Below are 21,806 nucleotides of genomic sequence, written 5' to 3' on the forward strand. Positions count from 1 at the left end.
TAATCTGAAGAAAATAAATCAAGCATCAATAATAATCCGAAAAGAGAAGGTATAAAATCCGCTACTTTTCAACTACAACAACCTTGACAATAAGCTAAAAAATGACAAACGAAAAAAACAGAATCATCGGAATTAGATTGGCATCAATGCTTTTAGACCATTTCATTATGACTTTTGGAATTGTAATAATTCTATTTATCCTTGCAGGAATTGGGCTCTTATTATTGGGAATCCCTACGAACGATGATCTACCTGAATGGTTTATAATCATTCCCCTATTTTTGGGAACAATGATCTTCTCCATATACTTAAACAAAGATGCAATTAGAGGAAAAAGTCCCGCTAAAAGAATTCTTGGGCTGGTAATTGTTGATCATAAAACAGGAGAAATAGCGAATCCTTTAAAATCATTCATTAGAAACCTAACCTTAATCTTTTGGCCAATTGAGGTTATTTTTTCTCTTTTCTCACCCGAACGTAGAATTGGAGATCATATCGCGGGTACAAAAGTAATTTCTGATGATAAAACTTTGAAAACTGAAATAAAAATTGGTCAAATTATAATAAGCCTAGTAATCGGAATGCTATTCATGGCTTTAATTACGGCATTACAATTCACACTGGCAGGAACATTTAGAAGCATGATGAAATGGTAAAAGGCCAGTTACCAGGAAACTATAGCTGCAATCACGGCAGATTCGACTAGGACAGTAATTTTGGCGTAGCTGGACCTCATAGATGATAATACGAGACCGTTGTACAACATCGTTTACGTTGCATTAAAATGAAACTCGATGAAAAACCTAATCTTATAATGAAATGAATGAAAAATGGGAAACATAAAACCCCAAATGGCTGGTTGCTTTAGCAAAGGATCAAATTCCAGATAGGCCTAAAATAGTATCAGCTTTATCAAATTGAGTAAATGCTAAACGTGAAAGTAGCGCGTATAGCTACTTTGTTGGTAGCGACACTCCCAATCGACCTAACGTTGAATGGCAATTTGAAGAAAATATTACACTGGAAGACAAAGAAGAAGAGTACAATTGTTCTCGATGTGCTAAAAGGGAGTAAGATTTGGGGAACAGAACATCTGAAATACCTAAAATAAACCGTTCGAAAACAGATACAGCGTGCCCTATACAATATGTACAAACTTGTTGAAAACCACTTAAACCTATGAACATGAAAAAAATTATTGATATCACATTAAGACCTACTACTCAAAATGATTTGGAAACGCTCTTCAAATTTCAACTCGATAAAAAAGCAAACTATTTAGCCGCTTTTACGTCAGAAGATCCTACTGATAAAAAAGCGTATACGGAAAAGTGGACAAGGTTATTGGCTGACGAAAGAATAACTACTAAAACTGTGATAGAAGATGGTACTATTGTAGGAAGCATTACTAAATATGAAATGAATGGAAATGCAGAAATCACGTATTGGATTGGAAAAGAATTTTGGGGTAAAGGAATTGCGAGTTCTGCTCTAAGGGAGTTTCTTAAGTTAGAAACGACAAGACCAATATATGGACGTGTTGCTTTTGATAATATCGGTTCTCAAAAAGTCTTAACGAATTGTGGATTTACTAAAATCGGAACAGAAAAAGGATTTGCAAATGCTCGTATGAAGGAAATTGAGGAGTTTGTGTTTGAATTACAACAGTAAATAAACCACTAGTAATAGTCATAAACTAAAAAACTACAGTACAAAACTATACCCACACTTACAAATTAACTTGGGGCTAGCAGTAATAGCATAAGGCCCTTTTGATACCTAGAAACCAACACAACTAGACAACGACAGGGCCGTTTTTCCGACAAAAAGACATCCTAGTAAAATAAAACAAACTAAATAACAAAGTTTTTATTAATTTTAGTTAGCTTAAAAATTAATAGGTTTTGGTCAGAACGGACAAGTATATTTCACTAGATGATATTTATAGATATGACAAATTACTAGATTTACATATTCAAAGTCACAAAGTAAAGAAAGGAGAAGTATTTCTTAAGCAAGGTCATAAATGTGATTATTTCTATTACATCACGAAAGGCTTGATGCGAATATTTTATTTCGATTTAGACGGCAATGAAGTAACGCATTGGTTTTCTAATGAAGATATGATGATCACCTCACCAGACAGTTTCTATAATGACAGGGAAAATATTTTAAATTTTGAAGCTTTAGAAGATTGTGAATTTTTGTTAGTGACCAGAGAACATTTAAAAACAGCATCTAAAAATATCCCGAATTTCGATGTCATCTACAGAAAACTCATCGTTGATTTTACAGTTGCATTAAGCAGGAGAGTAATGAGTGTTCATACAGAGTCAGCAGAATACAGGTACCTCAAACTAATAAAAGAATACCCCACAATTTTTCACCGAGCCAAACTATCTCATATCGCTTCTTACCTGGGCATAACTATACAAAGTTTAAGCAGAATACGAAAGAAGCTGATCTCCTAATTTTTTACCCTAGGGTAAAAGAACTACTTTTTTCGCAACAGAACTTTGCAGTGTAATAATTCACAGGGCATTTCCCTTTTTATTTTAACACTATGAAGTACGAAGCTATTAAACACTCTTGCAGTGGTCATTTTATTCATTTAGAAAACACAAGAGCTTTTGTGTACGAGAAAGGTGCTGGAGAAACGGTAATATGTTTCCATGGCGTACCAGCCTCATCTTTCCTCTACCGCAAACTAATCCACGAGTTGGCCGCTAAAAACCTACGAGCTATCAGCTTTGATTTATTGGGTATGGGTTTAAGTGATCGACCTGAAGATTTCAACTACAATTGGACAAATTTAGGTGAATGGACCTTGGAATTGATCAATGCGTTAGAACTTACTAATTTTCATATCATACTTCATGATATAGGAGGCCCAATAGCCTGTGAAATAATCTCAAAGATCCCCGAACGCGTACTTTCAGTAACTATTTTAAATACGCTACTAACCAATCTCCCCGAGTTTAAGAAACCTTTTCCTATGTCGCTATTCGAGAAAAAATATCTTGGAGAGTTTGCTCTTAAAACAACTACTGCGCTTGTCTTTAAGTATTTGATGTACCTTAGAGGTATTCATAATAAAGAAGCATTTAATTTAACAGAAGCTCAGGCATATGTCGACTTTCTCAATGGCGATGACAACGGAAAAAGTTTTCTTAAGATTATGAGAAACTTTGAAACTACCCAAGAAAAAGAAGCCGACTATATCAGCAGTCTAACAAATTTATCGGTCCCAAAACAAATTATTTGGGGAATCAATGACAAAGGGCTTACACTTAAAGAATACGGTATACCTCTGCAAAAAAAATTAAACATTCCTCTAATACCACTCCCTGGATCACATTTCTTACAAGAAGATTATGCTCATGAAATTTCTGAATACTTCGTACAGTTGATTTTAAAATAGTGCAATGGTTTTTGCTTACAGTTAAGGCTTTACTACAACGATAAAAACAATCTAAACACTATATCACATGCCTGTACTCAATAAAATACTCATAACCGTTGGAGAAAATCATTTCTCAAATAAAATGATGAGAAGCCTGGAACAAATAGTTGTTCAGAACTATAAAATACACATCAGTAAAAGCAAAACTATTGTCGTATGGAATATTATTGCGCAGGGGAATGCGTACAATAATTATCAATTGAAGTCCCCTTCAATCATAACATTTGGTTGTGAGCAGCACATTTCACAAAACCAACGAATCAATTTTTTTAAGTCCCTCTCAAGAGACTGGATTTTACTAACGAATCAGCATTTAAATGATATCCTAATTGGTGCATTCGACGAAACGACATTCAATTCTTTGTTAAAAAGAAATAGTAGTCATTATTCATTATTAGGAAAAGTAAAATACTATACTTCCCTTATAACACAACTACTAACAACCACACTAAAAACAGGACTTTACACAATCAATTCAACCAATAAAAGAAAATAAAATGCCTGTTTATACAGTCTTTACAGAAAACTATTTAACGCCGATTCAAAAGAAACGTATCTCAAAAAAAATTACGGATCTACACAGTACAGTTACCAACGTCCCTTCCGAATTAATCACCGTCTTGTTTAGGTCAGGCTTTCACTTAGAAAAGGACTACGAGCTTATTATCTCAGGCATCTTAAGAACAGGAGGAAATAGAACTGATAGCATGTTTAAAACATTAGGAATTGCCTTAGTAAACGAATTATCTCAAGTGATCGCCATAGATCAAAACAAGATCCATTGGGACTTTTTAGAGGTAAAAGCCAAATGGGTTTTTGGACGAGGTGCTGTACTACCCAGCCCTGGTGAAGAAGCGCAATGCTGTAAATAGAATTTCAATGCAAGCTAATATCAAGGGAATTTTTTACCCTATGGTAAATTACTAGCTAACAACCAATTGTAACTTGCACTCAGATAAAAAACAAGTAAACATATAAAACAGATCGTATGAAAACAACAGAGAAAACAGCCTTGATAACCGGTGCTGCAAGTGGAATTGGAAGAGAGTTTTCAAGAATTCACGCAAAAAGAGGAGGTAATATTATCGCCGTAGACATGAATGCAGAAGGTTTAAAAAACTTAAAGACCGAACTGGAAAATGAACATGGAATAAAGGTCTATACTATCGTTAAAAATCTCACTCAATTATCGGCTCCCCAAGAGATCCATGATGAGTTGTTAAGTCATGAAATAGCAGTAGATTATTTAATTAACAATGCTGGTTTTGGTGGCGTAGGAGCCTTTCATGAAAGAGACTGGGCAAAAGACCAGGCTATGATTCAGGTGAACGTACTAGCCCTAACATCCTTAACAAGGCAATTTTTGCCTGATTTCGTAGCGCGTGATTCTGGTAAAATACTAAATGTTTCATCAACAGTAAGCTTAGTACCAGGTCCTCTTCAAGCGGTCTATTTTGCTACCAAAGCTTATGTAACCTCCTTTAGCAATGCGCTATCAGGTGAATTAAGCGGCACGGGAGTATCTATGACCGCCTTATTACCCGGCGCAACAAAAACAGCTTTTGGAGATGCTTCAGGTATGAATAAAACTCCAATTTATAAAAGACCAGCCAGTGCCAAAGAGGTAGCCGAAGCAGGTTATAATGCAATGTTAGCAGGCAAAATTGAAGTCATAGCAGGATTGCCATGGGAACAACGCATGGAATTAAAATTCATTCCATTTATGCCTAAAAAGGCGCTGATAGAAAGAATGAAAAAACAATCAACCCACTAATTTTCATCAAAAATAAAAACATGAATACAACCACAGAAAATAAAGAACGTACTTTTGAAGTAGCCGTAAACCAACTAGTTGCAAACCAACGCGCATATTTTAATAGCAATGCAACGAGATCGTTAGACTTTAGGCTTACTCAGCTTAAAAAACTCAAAGCCTTGCTATTAGAAAATGAAGAAGCCATGCACAAAGCGATTTTTAAAGATTTTGGAAAATCTAAGTATGAAAATCAGCTCACAGAATTCTTCCCTTTGATTGACGAAATCAACATTTCAATAAAAAATTTAAAGAAATGGATGCAACACAAATCGGTAAAAACAAATTTGTTAAACTTCCCAGCTAAAAGTTACTTGGTTCCAGAGCCTCTTGGTGTAACCTTGGTCATTGGCGCTTGGAATTTTCCTTACAACCTTTCCCTTACTCCTTTAGTTGGTTCCATGGCTGCCGGAAATACTACTGTGTTAAAACCTAGTGAACTTCCGGAAGAAACGAGCAAAATAATGGCTAAAATTATCAATGAAAATTTTGATCCTAACTATTTAAGAGTTGTTGAAGGCGCTATTCCTGAAACTACTGCACTTTTAAAACAACGTTACGATAAGATTTTCTTTACGGGAAGTCCTATGGTAGGAAAAATTGTAAACAGAGCTGCAGCAGAACACTTAACAGATGTTACCTTAGAATTAGGAGGTAAAAACCCTGTTGTATTTCATAAAGACGCCGCCTTAAAAACAGGTGTAAAAAGAATGATTTGGTCAAAATTTGTGAATTCAGGTCAATTATGTATTGCCCCCGACTACGCGCTCGTTCATAAAGATGTAAAAGAGGAATTCTTAAAATTAGCGGTAAAGGAAATTGAGAAAGCCAATTTTTCTGCAGAGAATAATAATTTCGTTCAAATTATTAATAAAAGGAACTTTGATAGAGTTGTCGGGCTAATCGATGCGGACAAAGTATATTATGGAGGCACTTACGACAGCGCTGATAGAAGAATTACTCCTACAATTCTAGACAACGTATCATTAGACGATGCAGTAATGCAAGAGGAAATTTTCGGTCCTATTTTACCGGTAATTGAATACGAAACAATCGATGAAGCCTTCGCACTTATAAAAGGAATTGAAAAACCACTAGCTGCCTATTTATTTTCTGACAGTAACACTGTAAAAGAACGTTTCTTAAACGAAATCCCTTTTGGAAGTGGAGGGATAAACGACTGTGTTATGCAGGTTACCAACCCTAATATTCCTTTTGGTGGTGTTGGGAATAGCGGTATGGGCCGTTACCATGGAAAATACAGTTTTGAGTGCTTTTCGCATTTTAAAGGAGTACTTGATAAACCTACGGCCATAGAAACCAATCTAAAATACTACGGATACAGCGAAAAACAACTAAAAGTAATAAAAGCTTTAAGCTAATTTTTATATCAACTTTTAATCACGTTGTGCTAAAAATGACGTGTATTAACCTTAATTAATTATCTAAAATGAGTAGCGAGAAAGATAAAATAACTCAAATTAAGAAGAAAATCATTTTTGCATTATTAATGGGATCCATTACAACAGGAATAATTTCATTCTCTTTGATACTGATCAATATAGGATACGATGAAAACTTTTTTTCCAATTGGTTTAAGTCATGGGCATACGCATATCTTTTTGTCATCCCCGCAATTCTTTTTATAGCACCACCCGTAGAAAAGTTTGTAGAATTTATTATAACAAAAGCTTCATAGACCGTCGAGAAAGAACTACTGAATTAGTACAATTTCAAAAGAAATCTATAATAGTATAGGTTTCTTTTTCTATGAAATAAAGCTTTAACCTTATAGGTTGTTATAAGAATCCATAAATCAAATCTTAATGAAGTGCTTTTGCTACTATTTAAGTATCTTTCCCCGACATCAAAAATAACGGGCCTGCTTTTACTGCCTAGTTAAATGCGTATACACAAGCGAGCATGCCATAAAAAACGATTATGAAAATTAGAGAAGCACACAGAGACGAGTTCACCATTTCAACGGACAAGCATAAATTGGACCTAAAAAGCATCCATAAATTTCTAGCAAACGAAACCGATTGGGCTCAGGGAATTCCCTTCGATACTGTAAAAACTTCAATTGAAAACTCCTTGAATTTTGGTCTCTATCACGAGAACAAACAAATTGGCTTTGCCCGAATAATTTCGGACTATTCGACCATCGCTTATTTAGGAGATGTGTACATCCTCAACGAATACCGAGGCAAAGGCCTTAGCAAATGGCTGATGCAAGAAATCACCGAACACCCCAACCTTCAAGGATTACGACGCTGGATTTTATTGACAGATACAGCAGCATGGCTGTACAAAAAGTTTGGCTTTACAGCACTACCGCATCCTGAAGTCTACATGGAAAAACACATTCCGAATATTTATCAGCGTTAGGATGATAGCACAGCTATCTCCTATGCGACCTAAAGAAACTGCACTCTTTTTTGAGTTGCTCGGATTTTACCCCAGCTACCATCAACTTCCGCTTCCTAAAGAGAAAATTATCATGTACCTTTAGCTATATCAAATTGCCTTCAAGTGAAAAAAGTCAAAATCCTACTGTACGGAATCATTTTAGCATTGCTCTTATTCCTAGTCAGCCATTACATTCATATCAATCCCCGATACCACATTGGTCAGAAAATCGATTCACATCGAGGAGTTGCTGTCTATTACAACGGTCCGGTGCATCGTGTAGAAGGTAGAAACCTCGATAAGAGCGGTTATAATATTGGTTTGAAATACCAGTGTGTTGAATTCGTAAAAAGATTTTACCTCGAAGCGCTACATCACAAAATGCCGAACAGCTATGGTCATGCCAAAGATTTTTTTGACAGATCAGTAAAAGACGGGAACAAAAACAACCAGCGAAACTTACGGCAATATACCAACCCTAGTACTACGAAACCTCAACTTAATGATTTGCTAATTTTCGATGCCACACTCACCAACAAGTATGGCCATGTAGCCATCATCACCGAGGTCACCGAAAGCAGTATTGAAATCATCCAACAAAACACAGGTCCTTTTGGAAATTCTAGAGAACGAATTCCTTTGGAAAAGCGAAAAAATCAATGGTATCTACAACACCAACGGCTGCTGGGATGGTTGCGGAAATAATGAGTACTACAAGTCCATTTCTCGTCCGTTTTTTTCACGGAGTATCAAAAAGTTTTGCCTAGCTACTAATCTCAGCGTTAAAATTGACTAATTCACAGGTTCGGACACCCTGTTTTCGTGTGCTGTTATCCGACATACTATTGAGATTCTGATTTTTTTTAAAAAAACATGTAACATTTTTTTAATAGTGCATCTAAAGGGAAATCAAAACTTAAAAAAATGAAAAACACCGTATTACTCATTGTCTTGTTACTTACCTACTGCGCTAACTGCGCTCAACAAAAACAATCGCCAATTCACGTAGAAGTCGTAGGTAAAGGTGCTCCCATTCTGTTGATTCCTGGATTTACCGTACCTGGCGACATTTGGCAACCCCTGGCCAAAAAACTCGAAAAAAATTACGAATGTCACCTCGTGACCTTAGCGGGTTTTGGCGGTAAGGAGCCCATCGCTTTTCCTTGGTTACCTACAGTCAATACCGCTCTTAAAAACTACATCCTAGAAAACAACCTACAGCACGCTACTGTTATCGGACACAGTTTAGGTGGAACTATTGCTACTTGGCTCGCCACTCAACAGGAACTCCAACTAAAAAACATCGTTCTCGTAGATGCACTCCCTGCTTCAGGGGCTTTGATGATTCCCAATTTTAACCCCGACAACTTACAGTACAATAGCCCCTACAACCAACAACAACTCGCTATGAATGCGGAAACCTTTACACAAATGGCCACTGCGATGTCTAAAAACATGAGTCTGAATCGCGCTGCGCAAACAAAAATCAAAAACTGGATCCTAACCGCTGATCGAAAAACCTATGTTTACGGTTATACCGATTACCTCAAACTAGACCTTAGGGAGGCCTTAAAAAAGATATCCATTCCGGTAACCATCATAGCAGCCTCACAACCCTACGGTAAAAAAGCAGTAACCCAAACCTATAAAAATCAGTACGCAAACCTAAAAGATTATCAGTTTATCATAGCCGACAACAGTGCGCACTTTATCATGTTAGACAAACCGAATTGGTTTTTAGAGCAAATACAAATAACTTTAGCGTCAAAAAAATGATTTCAGAGCAAGAATTTACACAAATCTATACCTCGCTAGCTTCAAAAGTATATCGATTGTGTTTAGGCTATGCCACCGGGAACGACGAACTTGCCAATGAATGGCTGCAAGAAACTTTTATAAAAGTATGGAATCACAGACATTCATTTCAGGGAAATTCATCAATAGACACCTGGATATATAGAATTGCTGTAAATGTTTGCTTAGGAGATTTACGCAAGTCCCGAAAAAACATTCCCATTCATAACGATTTATTGTCCGATTCCAGCGATGATGACACCCCAAGAGACACCAATGAAGACCTAAAAAAAATGTACCACTGTATTGACCAGCTAAACGAGCAGAACAGAGCGCTTATACTGTTGGAATTAGAAGAAATACCTCAGGCCACCATCGCCGACACTGTTGGACTAGCACACGGAACATTGCGAACGCGTTTAAGTCGTATTCGAAAATCACTTTTAAAATGTATTACCAATGGAAAATGATAATTTAAACAAACTATGGGGAGCCCAAGCAGCGCCTTCTCTAGTGCAAACTCCTCACGATATCCTCACTAAAGCTAAGCAGCAACGCAACAAACAATACATCAGCATTAGCATTATGTCATGCACTGTTGTGGTACTCATCAGTTACGCCCTTTTTTATTCCTACTTTCAATGGAACTCATTTAATGGAGGATTATTCCTAATGATATTCAGCCTAAGCTTCCGAATAGTTTTGGAATTCTATTCGTTACACCGCAAGGAACAACAACTGATTTCTATGACTCAAAAATCCTACCATCGCTATTTAAAAAAGTATTACAAAACCAGACGTCTCATTAACTGGGCGATTACCCCAGTCTGTATTGCGGTGTATACCTTCGGATTTTACTTGTTATTACCTTACTTCAAAGCCTCTTTTTCCTCGGGCTTCTACACCTATGTTTTAATTTCAGGATTTCTCTCCATCGCCATCATCACGGTAATTATTGCCAATACCATCCGTAAAGAAGAACGATTTTTAAAACATTTAACGAAGCAATAAACAGTGGTGAAGCTACTTGCAACAACAAGGCAATACTCTAAAATTAAAAACTTTTACTCAGAAGAACTTAGGCTCTAAATTCTTCTGAGTAAAATTTCCATTCTCCGGATAGCTCGCTGCAATCAAAAATGCCAAGGTGCTTTAAAAACCTCAACTCCTTTTTAATTTTATTGTAAAAATACCTTCCCGAAATACTACTTCTCTACAACTTTTGCTACGCGATTTGTACGATCATCTTTCGTTAAGGTCAATCTGATGATACTATTTTCACCTGCCTTCAAACTGTGTGGCACTCCTCCTTCTAAAGCAATTAAATCGCCTTTCTTTAGCGGATGACTGGTACCTTGTACATCAAAGTCAATACTCCCCTCTACTATTTCAACAACGATAGGAAAAGCCGTTTTGTGTTCCTTCATCAGCGTTCCTCGATGCATGGCAATTCTGATTTCTTTGGTAAAATCAGTTTCCAACAAAACCTTTATTAGAGGCTTGTCCGGGTTAAATACTGTATCCTGATAAATATTTGCTGTAGTCATAGGTTTAAAATTTTACTGTTTTACATAGGTTTCCCAAGTAATTACCGACTGGTACTTTGTTTTATACAACGCTTCTAGGTCTGTGGCCCAAGTAGTTGTCAATTGCACAGAATCACGAGGTGCTAAACTTTTAAAGAAAACTTGCAAATAGCGATTTTTATGCTTCCCTACCCACCTGCGTTCTCCTGAATGAAAGCTCAACTTCGTTACTGCTTCTCCGTCAAATTCCAGCAAGGTATCACTGATTACGAGACGGTGATTTTCATGAGTATAACTTCCGGTAAGTTCCAAAACATCCAAATCATCAGCACCGTTTCGTGCGTACAAATTCCAACCGTGATCCTCAGTGGTTTCTGGAGCGGGCACCTCCATATCGATAGCTTCTCTCAGCCCTTTATCCTTACATTTTCGCTTGTACAACACAAGGGTATTAGGGGTCTTTTCCTTAAAAAAAAGCGCGTATACCACGCCGTTTTCATCTTCTCCTATCCATTTACCCTTCGCTTTTTCGTACGATAATTTCTTCATGGTATACTGGGTTGCATACACCTTTCCTTCCATGGTATACACAATACTATCTGGGTAAAACGTATGAGTAGATACTTGTTTGCCCATCAGGTTAAAAGCCCAGCTGTAATTCCCGGTATAAGAAAAGTGATCTTTTTTTAACTCACTTGCGAACTTTTGAGTCTCCGCATCGCTGTTTTTATAACTACACCCGAAAAAAAACAGCAGTACAATACCTAGTTGAAATGTTTTCATAATACACCTATTCAATTCATTATTTAGAACGACTTAAAATTACGCATTTAATCGCTACCGGTATATGATTGAAATCATAATAAAAGTCCCAGCAAAACCAAATAAAGCAACCAAGTTGCTTTTAGTAAGTATAATCCTTAATTTTACCCCGTACAAAAACTCACATCATGAATCGCAAATTACCTGTAACCGTCCTAAGCGGCTTTCTAGGAGCCGGTAAAACGACCTTACTCAACCATGTACTTCACAACAAACAAGGACTTAAAGTCGCTGTTATAGTGAATGATATGAGCGAGGTAAACGTCGACGCAGCCCTAGTCAAAAACGAAAATGCTCTTTCCAGAACAGAAGAGAAATTAGTAGAAATGAGTAATGGTTGCATCTGCTGTACCCTACGGGAGGACCTAATGGTTGAGGTAGAACGCTTGGCAAAAGAAGACCGTTTTGACTACTTACTTATTGAAAGTACTGGAATCAGCGAACCCGTTCCGGTAGCGCAAACCTTTTCTTTTGTTGACGAAGAAAACGGGATTGACCTGTCTCGTTTTAGCTATGTAGATACCATGGTCACCGTGGTCGACGCTTATAATTTCTTTAACGATTTCGGAAGTCCTGAACTTTTGATGGACCGTGACCTTACCGATATTGAAGGCGACCACAGAACCATCGTCAATTTACTCACGGACCAGGTGGAATTTGCCGATGTAATCATCCTCAATAAGACAGACCTAGTAACTGAAGTTCACTTGGGCGTACTCAAAGCGACCTTGCAAAAATTAAATCCCAAAGCACGTATACTCGAAACGAGTTACAGTAAGATCGATCCCAGTGAAATTTTAAATACTGGACTGTTTAACTTTGAAGAGGCAGAACAGAGTGCTGGTTGGATTGAAGAGCTGAATAAACCCTCTCATACTCCAGAAACCGAAGAATACGGAATTGGGTCGTTTGTATACAGAAGTAAAAAACCGTTCGATCCAGAACGATTTCTCCGTTATATTCAAGAAGACTTCCACGATAATATCATTCGCAGTAAAGGACTTTTTTGGATCGCTTCTAGACCTGAACAAGCTCTTGTTTGGGGGCAAGCAGGTGGTTCCTTAAAAGCCGACAGCGCAGGTGTTTGGTGGAGTAGCATGAACTTTGAACAACGCACGCGTAATGCCGTTTTTATTGAAAACCAACAGCATATCGAAAAAGATTGGCACCGAGAATTTGGAGATCGAAAAAACGAATTGGTTTTTATAGGACAAAACCTAGACCAAGAAGAGATTATTGCCAACCTCGACGCTTGCCTTGCTACCGATCAAGAATTGACTACCCAGTCATGGAAAACAGGATACGAAGATCGTTGGCCAGTGGAACGCGCTTATCCTATGCACTAGATTTCAACTACCTTGAAAGTTAATTTGAATTTTCAAGGTATGTATATCTAGGTCGAGATTCCCCTATTATCATAACTCCAGTTCTTAGAGTATACGGTTAAAAACACGTACTACACTACCGACAATCCTTTTTTGAAGGCCTCATAAGTAGCAGCAATTTGTTTATACGAATTCGCTTTATCTTCCCGTACCCCTTCCAATCGCGTATCGATATTTAATCCTGGATGAAAATCTTGAATATAGTCTTTACTCCAAAGCATTAGTTCGATCAGGGTAGGAATCAAGCCTATGCCTTTATCCGTTAATGTATACACTTTTACTTTTAAATTATTCGGTCGCGTCCCTTTTTCAACAATCTCAAACTTCTCCAACATTTTTAACCGAGAGGCTAAAATATTGGTCGCAATATGTTCTTGGCTCTCTACAAAATCCTTAAAAGTACTTTTCTCCTCAAACAACATCTGCTTAATAATTACCAAGGTCCACTTATCTCCTATCACGTCCAACGCCGAAGTTACAGGACATTTACAGCGAAAAAAGTCGTTCATTTTCAAAAATTTAAATTATTACTTGCAAAACAAAAGTAATAAATATAACTTTGCTTGCAAAATAAAAGTAAATGAAAAAAGTACTATTAACAGGAATTTCGGGCTATATAGGTCAGCACTGTGCTGTAGCCCTTTTAAAACAAGGTTATGCAGTGAAAGGTTCACTCAGAAGTTTAAAAAAAGCTGCTGCCATCACTGCCATTATCGAAAAGGAAGTTGATCCGAAAGGAAAACTTAGCTTTTGCGCATTAGACTTATTGAGCGATACGGGTTGGGATGAAGCCGCCGAAGATTGTGATTTTTTAATGCACGTAGCCTCTCCGTTTTTCTCAAAAATACCAAAAGACGAAAACGAACTGATCAAACCGGCAGTGGAGGGAACGCAAAGAGCCTTAAAGGCAGCGCACAAGGCTGGTATCAAACGGGTGGTACTTACCTCTTCTATGGTCGCCATGCTCGGGTCAGTTTCAGGAGATGAACACATTGACCAACAAAGTTGGACAGATGTAACAGCCAAACACGCTACTGCCTATTTAAAAAGTAAAACACTCGCTGAAAAAAGCGCTTGGGAATTTGCCAATACGCACGGAATGGAACTGGTAACTATACATCCTGGCCCTGTATACGGTCCTAGTTTATCTGACAATCTTTCTGGTGAATCGATGACGCTCTTTAAACGCATTCTTACAGGACAACTAAAGCAGATGATACACGCCAGTATCAATATGTCGGACGTTCGTGACGTTGCTAAAATTCACGTTTTGGCTTTAGAAAATGAAAGTGCTAAGGGACAGCGATTGGTTGTAGCAACCGATAGGGCTCATAGTTACCAAGAAGTGATTCAATTACTAAAATCGGAAGGTTATCAGCGTGTAAGCACCAGCATGGCTCCTACTTTTATGGTAAAACTACTCGCTAATTTTAACAGTGAAATGAAAGGGATGCTTCCCTACGTAGGAAAAAAATACGAAGCAGATATCTCGACTACCAAAACTTTATTTGATTGGGAACCGATTCCGTTTAAAACAATGATTTTAGATACTGCTGCCTCTGTGAGTACCATCCTGGCAAAACGCGATTGAGTCTCTCAGTTCGAATAAAAAGAAATATAGCTCCCCGCGCTGTATTTCTTTTTTTAAAAGCGTTGCTAGTTATAGTTTCTCAAACCTTCTAAGCTCTCATAGTACCAATCACTTTTGATTGAATAACATCATTTTTTCCAACTTAAACAGTTTTATATCTAACTGTTTTATTCTTTTTTCTTGTGCTATGATATACAAGAATAACTCTTCTACTTTTTCCAAAAGTGACACATTCATTTCTTGTATAGAATATCCTTCTTTTTTCACCAATCTTTCTGAATTAACACCCGGTAAGTGTCTATTATTCTGTATGTATTTCTCTAATTCGTCAAATGTTTTTAACTTATAATCATCAGCAAAAACATCATCTTTCCAATTATCCACCTGAACAATTACAATATCTTCCGTAACAATACCATCTTCTACCCAAAGATTAAAATTATCTAAATATTCAGCTTTAAACTTACTCAACTCTCCTGTAGATGCTTTTTCCGCTTGTGGTGCTATGTAGGTACTCCCTGCAATAGTTATCGTAGCATTCGCTACATTAGAATCTGTATTAACAGATACTTTTGTCAAGGTTTCTTCAGTAACGTGGTTCATAATCACATCTCCATCAACATCAAGAGCCAACAAAAGTATCGACAATACCCTGGCTTCATTACCTCCATAAAAAGTTTTCTTATATTATTCATCATATTCTAAATCATTATATTCGTATCTAACTTTTACATTTTTTCACCCTGAAATCTTAAGTATTAACAATTATTCATCTATAACCTCGTAGTTTCAAATAAACGTGCTCTTTGCTGATTTTATTCTGCCCCCCTTTTATAACACACTTCACTATGTATCTCGCTACAGCCAGTTAGCGCCAAACTTTATGCTCTCAAGTATCACAAAAACTCTCCAGCTAACTTATAGCTGCTAAAAGAAACATACTTACCACACTCAATTTAAGTGTACTCTTTTAAGAACCTAGAGATACTATTTGCCATTTACCTCTTTTTAGTAGTTTACATTTTGTCAGAAATGATACCCTTCTGACTCCAATAATGTTCCCATACACTAAGATCCAAAACTTCACCTCCAAAACACCTAAAACTAATATGCTAATAAACAAATCCATTCAACACCCCTAGATTGTATTCCACGGGAAAAGGGAAAAATCTATATCTATAATCAGTAATGACTACCTTAAATTCACTACCACAATCAATATCCTATCGACAGCCTTAAAATTAACCTAAGGAAAGGTCAAAAATTGAGTTCTTAAGAAAACTTTTTAATAAAACACTTTTGAGATTTAGAATACTGGATGTTATGCCCTTCAAAACGCAATTCGTTGATCATTCTTTTGACCGTACTTTCAGAACATTCGAACTTACTTGCAATTTGTTTAAGAGAGTGACACCTCCCTTTTTCAATTAAATCTAATAAGTATTCCATTCTTAATTTACGTTCTAAATATCTCACAGTATTTTCAAGTTTTAATCTGAAATAGATTATCGGATTATTAATACCCTAACAAAAAGATTACCTAACTGGAATGCACCAATATTTATCGCTTTATCCACTAGATCAGAAATTAAGTTACAACGAGTTTTATAACTACTGGTTAGATTCTCAATTATTTTTAATGATTATACATCAAAGTTATATTGTTCTCGAAGCCTTCATATAAACACTTGATACGATAGCACTCAATACCTGAGCAAAAAGACTCAATTTATTAGAACTTTATTATAAGATGAAGACGAGTAATTCTTTACTATCCCCTTACAGATAGCTAAAAGTACAAGCGTTGTTCTGCCCAACATGCGATTGTTTAATTTCATAATTTTAATAATTGATTGACAAGTGTTAACGTAAAAGTCCACGTTTCCTAATTCAATGGGAAACCAAAAGATGTTTGATGAACTAGCGGGCTTATGTATTTCTATTGAAGAAGTTTCTTAGAAGGGGCGAGGCCAACACCTCAACCATAATTTTGAGTAGCAATACAACTAAGGCAATATCAACTAACTGATAGTTAAACTAAAAGAACCTTTTTAAATGAATATTGCTACCTAGTACCCCAGTTATCTTTTACATACAATAGGTCGGCTAGTCAAATCTACATTAATGACTACTTAATCCAATGCTACTTGTAACGAAAGGGGAAATATGAAATGTAGAATAAGTGTTTCGGTGTAAAACTATTCATTTTGTAATACTTGTATTGAACAATTCTATACTTTTTTGAGTTGTTATTAGGAGTTCCTTCTTAATTTTGCAGTAGATTCCCGTTGATATGTCCAAAGAGTGCTGTAACATACAAGCCGTAATTCAAGAGTTTTACGATTACCTGAAACATTATATCTTAAAAAAAGTTCAGGACCCCGTCATTGCCGAAGATCTCGTTCAAGAGGTTATGCTTCAACTGGTCTTAGCACATCAAAAGTCTACACAAGTACAGCACCTCAAAGCATGGCTTTTCCAATTGACCAGAAATACCATCTACGATTATTTTAAAAAGCACCAAATTTCGTATCGGGAAGACGAACTATTCACAGAGGAGGTAGATGAAGACACGGAAGTACTTGCCGTGGCCGATTATATCGTTCCCATGCTATCCTTGCTCCCTGAAAAATACGCACTGCCTCTGCGTTTGAGTGATATTGATGGGCTCCCTCAAAAAGCCGTAGCCCAACAACTTAAACTCGGGCTCTCTGCCACAAAAATGCGTATACAACGAGGTCGTCAACAACTCAAAGAACTCTTTGTTTCCTGTTGTAATTTACACTATGACGCACAAGGAAACATAGTCAGTTGTACCATCAAAGAGCATTGCCAGCCGCTTCATGACATTCAACAAGAACTTCAAAAACACTCATTTTAAGTAACTTCAAAAAAAATCTAAAAAAAATGTGTCTTTTCGCATACAGACACAGACTTCATAATAAAGTTTAACTTAAAACCATTATTATGAAAATCAATATCAAGATTTTACACGCTTCTTGCTGTGCAAGAAATTCTTTCATTAAAAATCAATTGGAAAGGCTTGCAAACGAACACGACCTCTCTGTTCATATTGAGGAATTCTCTGAAATGCAAGACACACTCATTTACGGTACAACAGAGTTCCCAGCTTTAGTCATTGACCAAAAAGTGTATCCGTACAAGCACTACCAATCCGACACTGATTTGACAACCTTATTAAAAGCCTCATAATGGAAAAATTAGTAACGATTTTAACCGCTTTTGCGGACCTACTCGTGTTTGACTGGCTCGGATTCGATGCGGACTCCTTACTGGCAAATGCCCTGCATTTTTTCATCATCGGATTCAGTGAAATTGTGGTTTTGGTCATTTTAGTCACCTATTTGATGGGGATACTTACCAGCTACCTCCCTATGAATCGGATTCGATTGTTTCTGGAAAAACACAAAAAATCAGGGCTGGGGAATATCCTAGCATCCTTATTAGGTGCCATCACCCCTTTTTGTTCTTGTTCATCGATACCGCTCTTCGTCGGTATGATGCAATCTCGAATTCCCCTAGGTATCGCTTTGTCCTTTCTGATAACGTCTCCTTTGGTGAACGAAATTGCCATCGCCATTTTCTGGGCAACCTATGGTTGGAAAGTAACAGTCATTTACGTGCTATCAGGCATCGTCTTGGGAATTATTGGAGGAATCGTTTTGGATGCCATGGGGATGTCAAAATACCTCGCAGACTGGGTACAAAATTTAGCAGTTTCAGAAACGACGAATACCACTGACCATCGTCCCTTTCTCGTTCGATTTCCTGAAATCCACCGAGAAGTGATCCAGACCCTAAAAAAACTGATTCCCTATATCTTTATAGGGCTCGCCATAGGATCGGTTATCCACGGGTACGTTCCTGAATCCTTTTTTGAACAGTACATTTCAAAATCGAATCCCTTTGCGGTTCCTATTGCCGTCATCACCGCAATCCCTCTGTACATCGATGCCGTGGGTATACTTCCTATTATCGACTCATTAGTCAACAAAGGAGTGCCTTTAGGAACTGCCATTGCTTTTATGATGGCTGCGATAGGCCTATCAGTACCCGAAGCCTTACTATTGAAGAAAGTTATGAAAAAACCATTAATCATCGCTTTTTTTACCACCATAGGTTTAGGTATGATACTCTCAGGTTTTTTGTTTAACCAACTATTTTAATCATCTATGAAATCATTATTATCATCCATAGGCGCCGTAGCTACCGCACTATTAGCCTGTACCTGCTGTGTGGGCCCTCTGTTGGCCTTGGCCGGAATGTTGGGTGCTACTGCAGCCCAGTTAGTTTGGCTTGCAAGCATTAAACCCTACCTAATTACAGGAAGTTTATTAATAGTTAGCTACAACCTATACCGTGCTTATTTCCCGCCAACACCACAAGCCTGTTGTGAAATAAATACAGGCACTCCTAAAAAGGAATTGAGTAAGCTGGAAACCAAAAGCATCCATTTTTTTTCATCGAAATTATTTTTGTGGATTGTCGCTGCCTTAACCGTTGGCTTCTCCATCCTACCCTATATCTTCAATTAAAAATCAAACCATATGAAAATCAACAAGAACTACCTAAGTATGTTCCTCCTAGTGTTCAGTATGAGCTGCAAGGCTCCTCAAAAAGAGCAAAGGCTCCCAAAAACTGTACACGAACTCAATAACAACACGAACATCAGTAAAAAAACCTTCCGTTTGCAAGGGTATACCAAGTCTTGCTGCACCAGTATCGTTAATTACGCCCTCAAAGAAGTTCCCGGATTTATCAAATCGACTTCCCAAACCGACACCGGAGAAATTACTGTTTGGTTTGACCATAACCACACCAAAGAAGCCAATATTATTCGCGCTATTAACCAAACTCCTTACCGAGTTCTTCCGTAAGTGGAATCACCAACTTTTGAGAACCTGCAAACTGTACTCTCAAAAGTTGGTTTATTTAACACATTGTCATCTTTAGCAAGGAACTTTCTCCGTATCTTTGCCCTGCTATGAAAAAAAATTGCTTACCTCTTTTGAATTCTTTTTACCATTCATAGCACAAACTATTTTATAAAATTAAGTATTATGAAGAAATTTGTGATTGCCGGGCTTTTGGCCTCACTAACTGCCTGCTCTGGAAATGATGGTGCCGATGGTGCACCAGGTGTGAGTAGCCTTACAAAATTAACCGATGAAGCCGCTGGAAGTAATTGTAATTACGGTGGTGTAAAAATCGAAACGGGACTGGATAGTAATACCAACCACACCCTTGACCCGAATGAAGTACAATCAACTACCTATGTCTGCAATGGTTACAACAGCGATTTTCAAGACGAAAACCGCATTGTCCTTTTTAGCAGTGGTAGTGGAGCCTCTGGAACCAGCTTAGAAGAAGGTCGCGTCTTTGGTGAAATTCTCAAATTTGACAAGAGGCACTGGAAAAATGCAACTTCTATTAGCTATGTTGCTTGGGCCTACAGTGAAAAATCGTCGAATACATGTTACGTTGAACTCGTCAATATGACCGACGATAAAGTAATTGCTAAAAGTACCCTTAAAACCAATAGCACTCGCTACCCAGGAACCTTATTAATTTCTCCTGAACTCATTGCAGAACTCCCAGAAAAAGAAATTACCCTCGGTTTAAGAATGCGTACTCAAAACAATGGTACCACAGTTTACATGGGCCGTAAAGCAGAGTTAATTATTAAACGATAAGCAGCATGATGATACCAAAAACAACGTTACGTGTACTGTGCTTATCTCTTGGATTGCTCTTTTCATGCCAAGCCAATGACGGGATAGATGGTGCCAATGGAAAAAATTCCTTGACCGTCATTTCAAAAGAAATTGCAGGCCCTCATTGTCCTTATGGCGGAGTTAAAATTTCTGCAGGTGTTGACCAGAACAGTGACAATCAACTGAGTGAAGATGAAATTTCAGACGTTAAATACGTATGCGATGGCATTGACGATCCCATAAGTAAAACCACCCGTATTTTGATACACAACGACAATGGTGGAGCTACTGGGGCCTCTAGTACGACAGGAAACCAATACCCCGCTATCGTCAAATTTGACAAGCGCAATTGGAGCAATCTTACTTCTATCAAATACAGTACAAACATTCGTACAGAAGACGCAAGTGTTGAGGCCATTACCTATCTTTACGCTGGATATACCTGGCGTAAAATCCCTGGTTCAGAAATCAAAACAACTAGTACGACCTATAAAAACCTCTTATCAGACGAATTGATCGATGCCTTTCCTAACGGCGAATTCATGCTAGGATTAGGATTAAAAGCAGCATCTAATTCTTCGAAAGTTGTTTTTCTGTCAAAAAAAACAGAACTTATTTTAACGCAAAAAAAATAGGTACAGCGTGCACACTAAGCTGTTGCAAAATAACTTAGTGTGCCTTTTTATAAATTTCCAAACACTATGAATACACCACTGATACTCGAATGGCGTTTTACCATGCATCAACGCATTCAACTGACCGTCGTTATTGGCGGGGCTATTTCCTTGAAAGCCGTTTCTTTGTTGGTCGACAACAACGCCCCAAAATTCACGGTCTTGGCGGTACTTTTATTCCTAGTTGTAGGAGCATTAATTTGCTTAGCATGCACGAAACGAGGAGTTTTCAAATCGGATAACAATTTGTATCGAGGCTTGTATTTTAGATCACATTGTTTACTCAAAAAGAAAATTTCTCTCACAGACAAGACGAAAGTGACCGTACTAGAGCTCAATAAGCGTCAAAAGTCAGCTTGGTTTTCTGATGCCAAACCAGACCATAGCATCAGCTATGCTCGTTACGATGTAACCTTATTAAATGATAAACACACAGAAAAAGAATTGTTAGTTTCCTTAGATACTAAGGAGCTTGCCCAAAAGACAACAGCGTTTCTCGAACAACAATTCGGGCTTGTAGAAGAAGTGTACAGTCCTGATTTTAGATAATTCCCCCGAGTACTGAACCTTACTCAAGGGAATTTGAACTGAACT

Annotated in this window: 30 protein-coding genes; 25 read left to right on the plus strand and 5 right to left on the minus strand. The window is 37.5% G+C overall.

Annotated elements, in window-relative coordinates; genetic code table 11:
• Positions 1-101: 101 nt before the first annotated feature.
• From ACKTS5_RS17045 to ACKTS5_RS17115, 15 genes are all read left to right on the plus strand, one after another.
• Positions 102-656, plus strand: coding sequence for an RDD family protein (locus ACKTS5_RS17045; protein WP_408045089.1), 555 nt, complete (start codon positions 102-104; stop codon positions 654-656).
• Between the two features lie 269 nt (positions 657-925).
• On the plus strand, positions 926-1,111 hold the full coding sequence (locus ACKTS5_RS17050) for a hypothetical protein (RefSeq protein WP_408045090.1): 186 nt from the start codon (positions 926-928) through the stop codon (positions 1,109-1,111).
• A gap of 74 nt (positions 1,112-1,185) precedes the next feature.
• Positions 1,186-1,671 (plus strand): GNAT family N-acetyltransferase, encoded by a 486-nt coding sequence (locus ACKTS5_RS17055; RefSeq protein WP_408045091.1) that lies wholly within the window; start codon positions 1,186-1,188, stop codon positions 1,669-1,671.
• 233 nt (positions 1,672-1,904) lie between these two features.
• Entirely contained in the window at positions 1,905-2,471 is a 567-nt protein-coding gene (locus tag ACKTS5_RS17060; protein ID WP_408045092.1) for a Crp/Fnr family transcriptional regulator, read from the plus strand.
• A 92-nt stretch (positions 2,472-2,563) separates the two neighbouring features.
• Positions 2,564-3,421: an alpha/beta fold hydrolase gene (locus ACKTS5_RS17065; protein ID WP_408045093.1), complete on the plus strand. Its 858-nt coding sequence runs from the start codon at positions 2,564-2,566 to the stop codon at positions 3,419-3,421.
• Between the two features lie 67 nt (positions 3,422-3,488).
• Complete coding sequence (locus ACKTS5_RS17070; protein WP_408045094.1) at positions 3,489-3,959, plus strand: hypothetical protein; 471 nt, start codon at positions 3,489-3,491, stop codon at positions 3,957-3,959.
• A gap of 1 nt (position 3,960) precedes the next feature.
• Positions 3,961-4,335: a tautomerase family protein gene (locus ACKTS5_RS17075; protein WP_408045095.1), complete on the plus strand. Its 375-nt coding sequence runs from the start codon at positions 3,961-3,963 to the stop codon at positions 4,333-4,335.
• Between the two features lie 116 nt (positions 4,336-4,451).
• Complete coding sequence (locus tag ACKTS5_RS17080; RefSeq protein ID WP_408045096.1) at positions 4,452-5,237, plus strand: SDR family NAD(P)-dependent oxidoreductase; 786 nt, start codon at positions 4,452-4,454, stop codon at positions 5,235-5,237.
• A 20-nt stretch (positions 5,238-5,257) separates the two neighbouring features.
• On the plus strand, positions 5,258-6,658 hold the full coding sequence (locus ACKTS5_RS17085; protein ID WP_408045097.1) for an aldehyde dehydrogenase: 1,401 nt from the start codon (positions 5,258-5,260) through the stop codon (positions 6,656-6,658).
• A gap of 128 nt (positions 6,659-6,786) precedes the next feature.
• Positions 6,787-6,975: a DUF2798 domain-containing protein gene (locus ACKTS5_RS17090; protein WP_408045236.1), complete on the plus strand. Its 189-nt coding sequence runs from the start codon at positions 6,787-6,789 to the stop codon at positions 6,973-6,975.
• A 242-nt stretch (positions 6,976-7,217) separates the two neighbouring features.
• The gene (locus ACKTS5_RS17095) at positions 7,218-7,664 is read left to right on the plus strand and encodes a GNAT family N-acetyltransferase (RefSeq protein ID WP_408045098.1); all 447 of its coding nucleotides are present in this window, start codon (positions 7,218-7,220) and stop codon (positions 7,662-7,664) included.
• Positions 7,665-7,808: 144 nt separating this feature from the next.
• Positions 7,809-8,390 carry a CHAP domain-containing protein gene (locus ACKTS5_RS17100; protein ID WP_408045099.1) on the plus strand — a complete coding sequence of 194 codons (582 nt, stop codon included), beginning with the start codon at positions 7,809-7,811 and terminating at the stop codon, positions 8,388-8,390.
• A gap of 219 nt (positions 8,391-8,609) precedes the next feature.
• On the plus strand, positions 8,610-9,461 hold the full coding sequence (locus tag ACKTS5_RS17105) for an alpha/beta fold hydrolase (RefSeq protein WP_408045100.1): 852 nt from the start codon (positions 8,610-8,612) through the stop codon (positions 9,459-9,461).
• Positions 9,458-9,949, plus strand: a complete 492-nt coding sequence (locus tag ACKTS5_RS17110) for an RNA polymerase sigma factor (RefSeq protein WP_408045101.1) — start codon at positions 9,458-9,460, stop codon at positions 9,947-9,949. The genes ACKTS5_RS17105 and ACKTS5_RS17110 overlap by 4 nt, the downstream gene beginning before the upstream one ends.
• On the plus strand, positions 9,939-10,490 hold the full coding sequence (locus tag ACKTS5_RS17115; protein ID WP_408045102.1) for a hypothetical protein: 552 nt from the start codon (positions 9,939-9,941) through the stop codon (positions 10,488-10,490). Before ACKTS5_RS17110 ends, ACKTS5_RS17115 begins: the two co-directional genes overlap by 11 nt.
• A 194-nt stretch (positions 10,491-10,684) precedes the next feature.
• Here the strand turns inward: ACKTS5_RS17115 and ACKTS5_RS17120 are convergent, their stop codons facing one another.
• Both ACKTS5_RS17120 and ACKTS5_RS17125 read right to left on the minus strand, forming a co-directional pair.
• Positions 10,685-11,026 carry an AraC family ligand binding domain-containing protein gene (locus tag ACKTS5_RS17120; protein WP_408045103.1) on the minus strand — a complete coding sequence of 114 codons (342 nt, stop codon included), beginning with the start codon at positions 11,024-11,026 and terminating at the stop codon, positions 10,685-10,687.
• A gap of 12 nt (positions 11,027-11,038) precedes the next feature.
• Positions 11,039-11,788: a hypothetical protein gene (locus ACKTS5_RS17125; protein ID WP_408045104.1), complete on the minus strand. Its 750-nt coding sequence runs from the start codon at positions 11,786-11,788 to the stop codon at positions 11,039-11,041.
• Positions 11,789-11,955: 167 nt separating this feature from the next.
• Between ACKTS5_RS17125 and ACKTS5_RS17130 the strand changes: the two genes are divergently transcribed.
• A complete protein-coding gene (locus ACKTS5_RS17130) occupies positions 11,956-13,173 on the plus strand; it encodes a GTP-binding protein (RefSeq protein WP_408045105.1) in 1,218 nt (405 codons plus the stop codon).
• A 110-nt stretch (positions 13,174-13,283) separates the two neighbouring features.
• Here ACKTS5_RS17130 and ACKTS5_RS17135 read toward each other — a convergent pair whose 3' ends face one another.
• The gene (locus tag ACKTS5_RS17135) at positions 13,284-13,721 is read right to left on the minus strand and encodes a winged helix-turn-helix transcriptional regulator (RefSeq protein WP_408045106.1); all 438 of its coding nucleotides are present in this window, start codon (positions 13,719-13,721) and stop codon (positions 13,284-13,286) included.
• A gap of 71 nt (positions 13,722-13,792) precedes the next feature.
• On the opposite strand from ACKTS5_RS17135, the gene ACKTS5_RS17140 reads away from it, so the two are divergent.
• The gene (locus ACKTS5_RS17140) at positions 13,793-14,803 is read left to right on the plus strand and encodes an NAD-dependent epimerase/dehydratase family protein (RefSeq protein WP_408045107.1); all 1,011 of its coding nucleotides are present in this window, start codon (positions 13,793-13,795) and stop codon (positions 14,801-14,803) included.
• A 108-nt stretch (positions 14,804-14,911) separates the two neighbouring features.
• Here ACKTS5_RS17140 and ACKTS5_RS17145 read toward each other — a convergent pair whose 3' ends face one another.
• Both ACKTS5_RS17145 and ACKTS5_RS17150 read right to left on the minus strand, forming a co-directional pair.
• Positions 14,912-15,451, minus strand: coding sequence for a hypothetical protein (locus tag ACKTS5_RS17145; protein ID WP_408045108.1), 540 nt, complete (start codon positions 15,449-15,451; stop codon positions 14,912-14,914).
• A 624-nt stretch (positions 15,452-16,075) separates the two neighbouring features.
• Positions 16,076-16,252, minus strand: coding sequence for an HTH domain-containing protein (locus ACKTS5_RS17150; RefSeq protein WP_408045109.1), 177 nt, complete (start codon positions 16,250-16,252; stop codon positions 16,076-16,078).
• Between the two features lie 844 nt (positions 16,253-17,096).
• Between ACKTS5_RS17150 and ACKTS5_RS17155 the strand changes: the two genes are divergently transcribed.
• From ACKTS5_RS17155 to ACKTS5_RS17190, 8 genes are all read left to right on the plus strand, one after another.
• Positions 17,097-17,684 carry a sigma-70 family RNA polymerase sigma factor gene (locus ACKTS5_RS17155; RefSeq protein ID WP_408045110.1) on the plus strand — a complete coding sequence of 196 codons (588 nt, stop codon included), beginning with the start codon at positions 17,097-17,099 and terminating at the stop codon, positions 17,682-17,684.
• Between the two features lie 86 nt (positions 17,685-17,770).
• Positions 17,771-18,016: a thioredoxin family protein gene (locus ACKTS5_RS17160; RefSeq protein ID WP_408045111.1), complete on the plus strand. Its 246-nt coding sequence runs from the start codon at positions 17,771-17,773 to the stop codon at positions 18,014-18,016.
• Positions 18,016-18,990 (plus strand): permease, encoded by a 975-nt coding sequence (locus ACKTS5_RS17165; RefSeq protein ID WP_408045112.1) that lies wholly within the window; start codon positions 18,016-18,018, stop codon positions 18,988-18,990. Before ACKTS5_RS17160 ends, ACKTS5_RS17165 begins: the two co-directional genes overlap by 1 nt.
• A gap of 6 nt (positions 18,991-18,996) precedes the next feature.
• On the plus strand, positions 18,997-19,359 hold the full coding sequence (locus tag ACKTS5_RS17170) for a hypothetical protein (RefSeq protein ID WP_408045113.1): 363 nt from the start codon (positions 18,997-18,999) through the stop codon (positions 19,357-19,359).
• Positions 19,360-19,371: 12 nt separating this feature from the next.
• The gene (locus tag ACKTS5_RS17175) at positions 19,372-19,701 is read left to right on the plus strand and encodes a heavy-metal-associated domain-containing protein (protein WP_408045114.1); all 330 of its coding nucleotides are present in this window, start codon (positions 19,372-19,374) and stop codon (positions 19,699-19,701) included.
• A 183-nt stretch (positions 19,702-19,884) separates the two neighbouring features.
• Complete coding sequence (locus ACKTS5_RS17180; RefSeq protein WP_408045115.1) at positions 19,885-20,517, plus strand: DUF7151 family protein; 633 nt, start codon at positions 19,885-19,887, stop codon at positions 20,515-20,517.
• A gap of 5 nt (positions 20,518-20,522) precedes the next feature.
• Positions 20,523-21,173, plus strand: coding sequence for a DUF7151 family protein (locus ACKTS5_RS17185; RefSeq protein WP_408045116.1), 651 nt, complete (start codon positions 20,523-20,525; stop codon positions 21,171-21,173).
• Positions 21,174-21,239: 66 nt separating this feature from the next.
• A complete protein-coding gene (locus tag ACKTS5_RS17190) occupies positions 21,240-21,761 on the plus strand; it encodes a hypothetical protein (RefSeq protein ID WP_408045117.1) in 522 nt (173 codons plus the stop codon).
• The last annotated feature ends 45 nt before the right edge of the window (positions 21,762-21,806 follow it).

The sequence above is a fragment of the Tenacibaculum litopenaei genome (assembly GCF_964514025.1).
GTDB classification, from domain to species: Bacteria; Bacteroidota; Bacteroidia; order Flavobacteriales; family Flavobacteriaceae; genus Polaribacter; species Polaribacter litopenaei.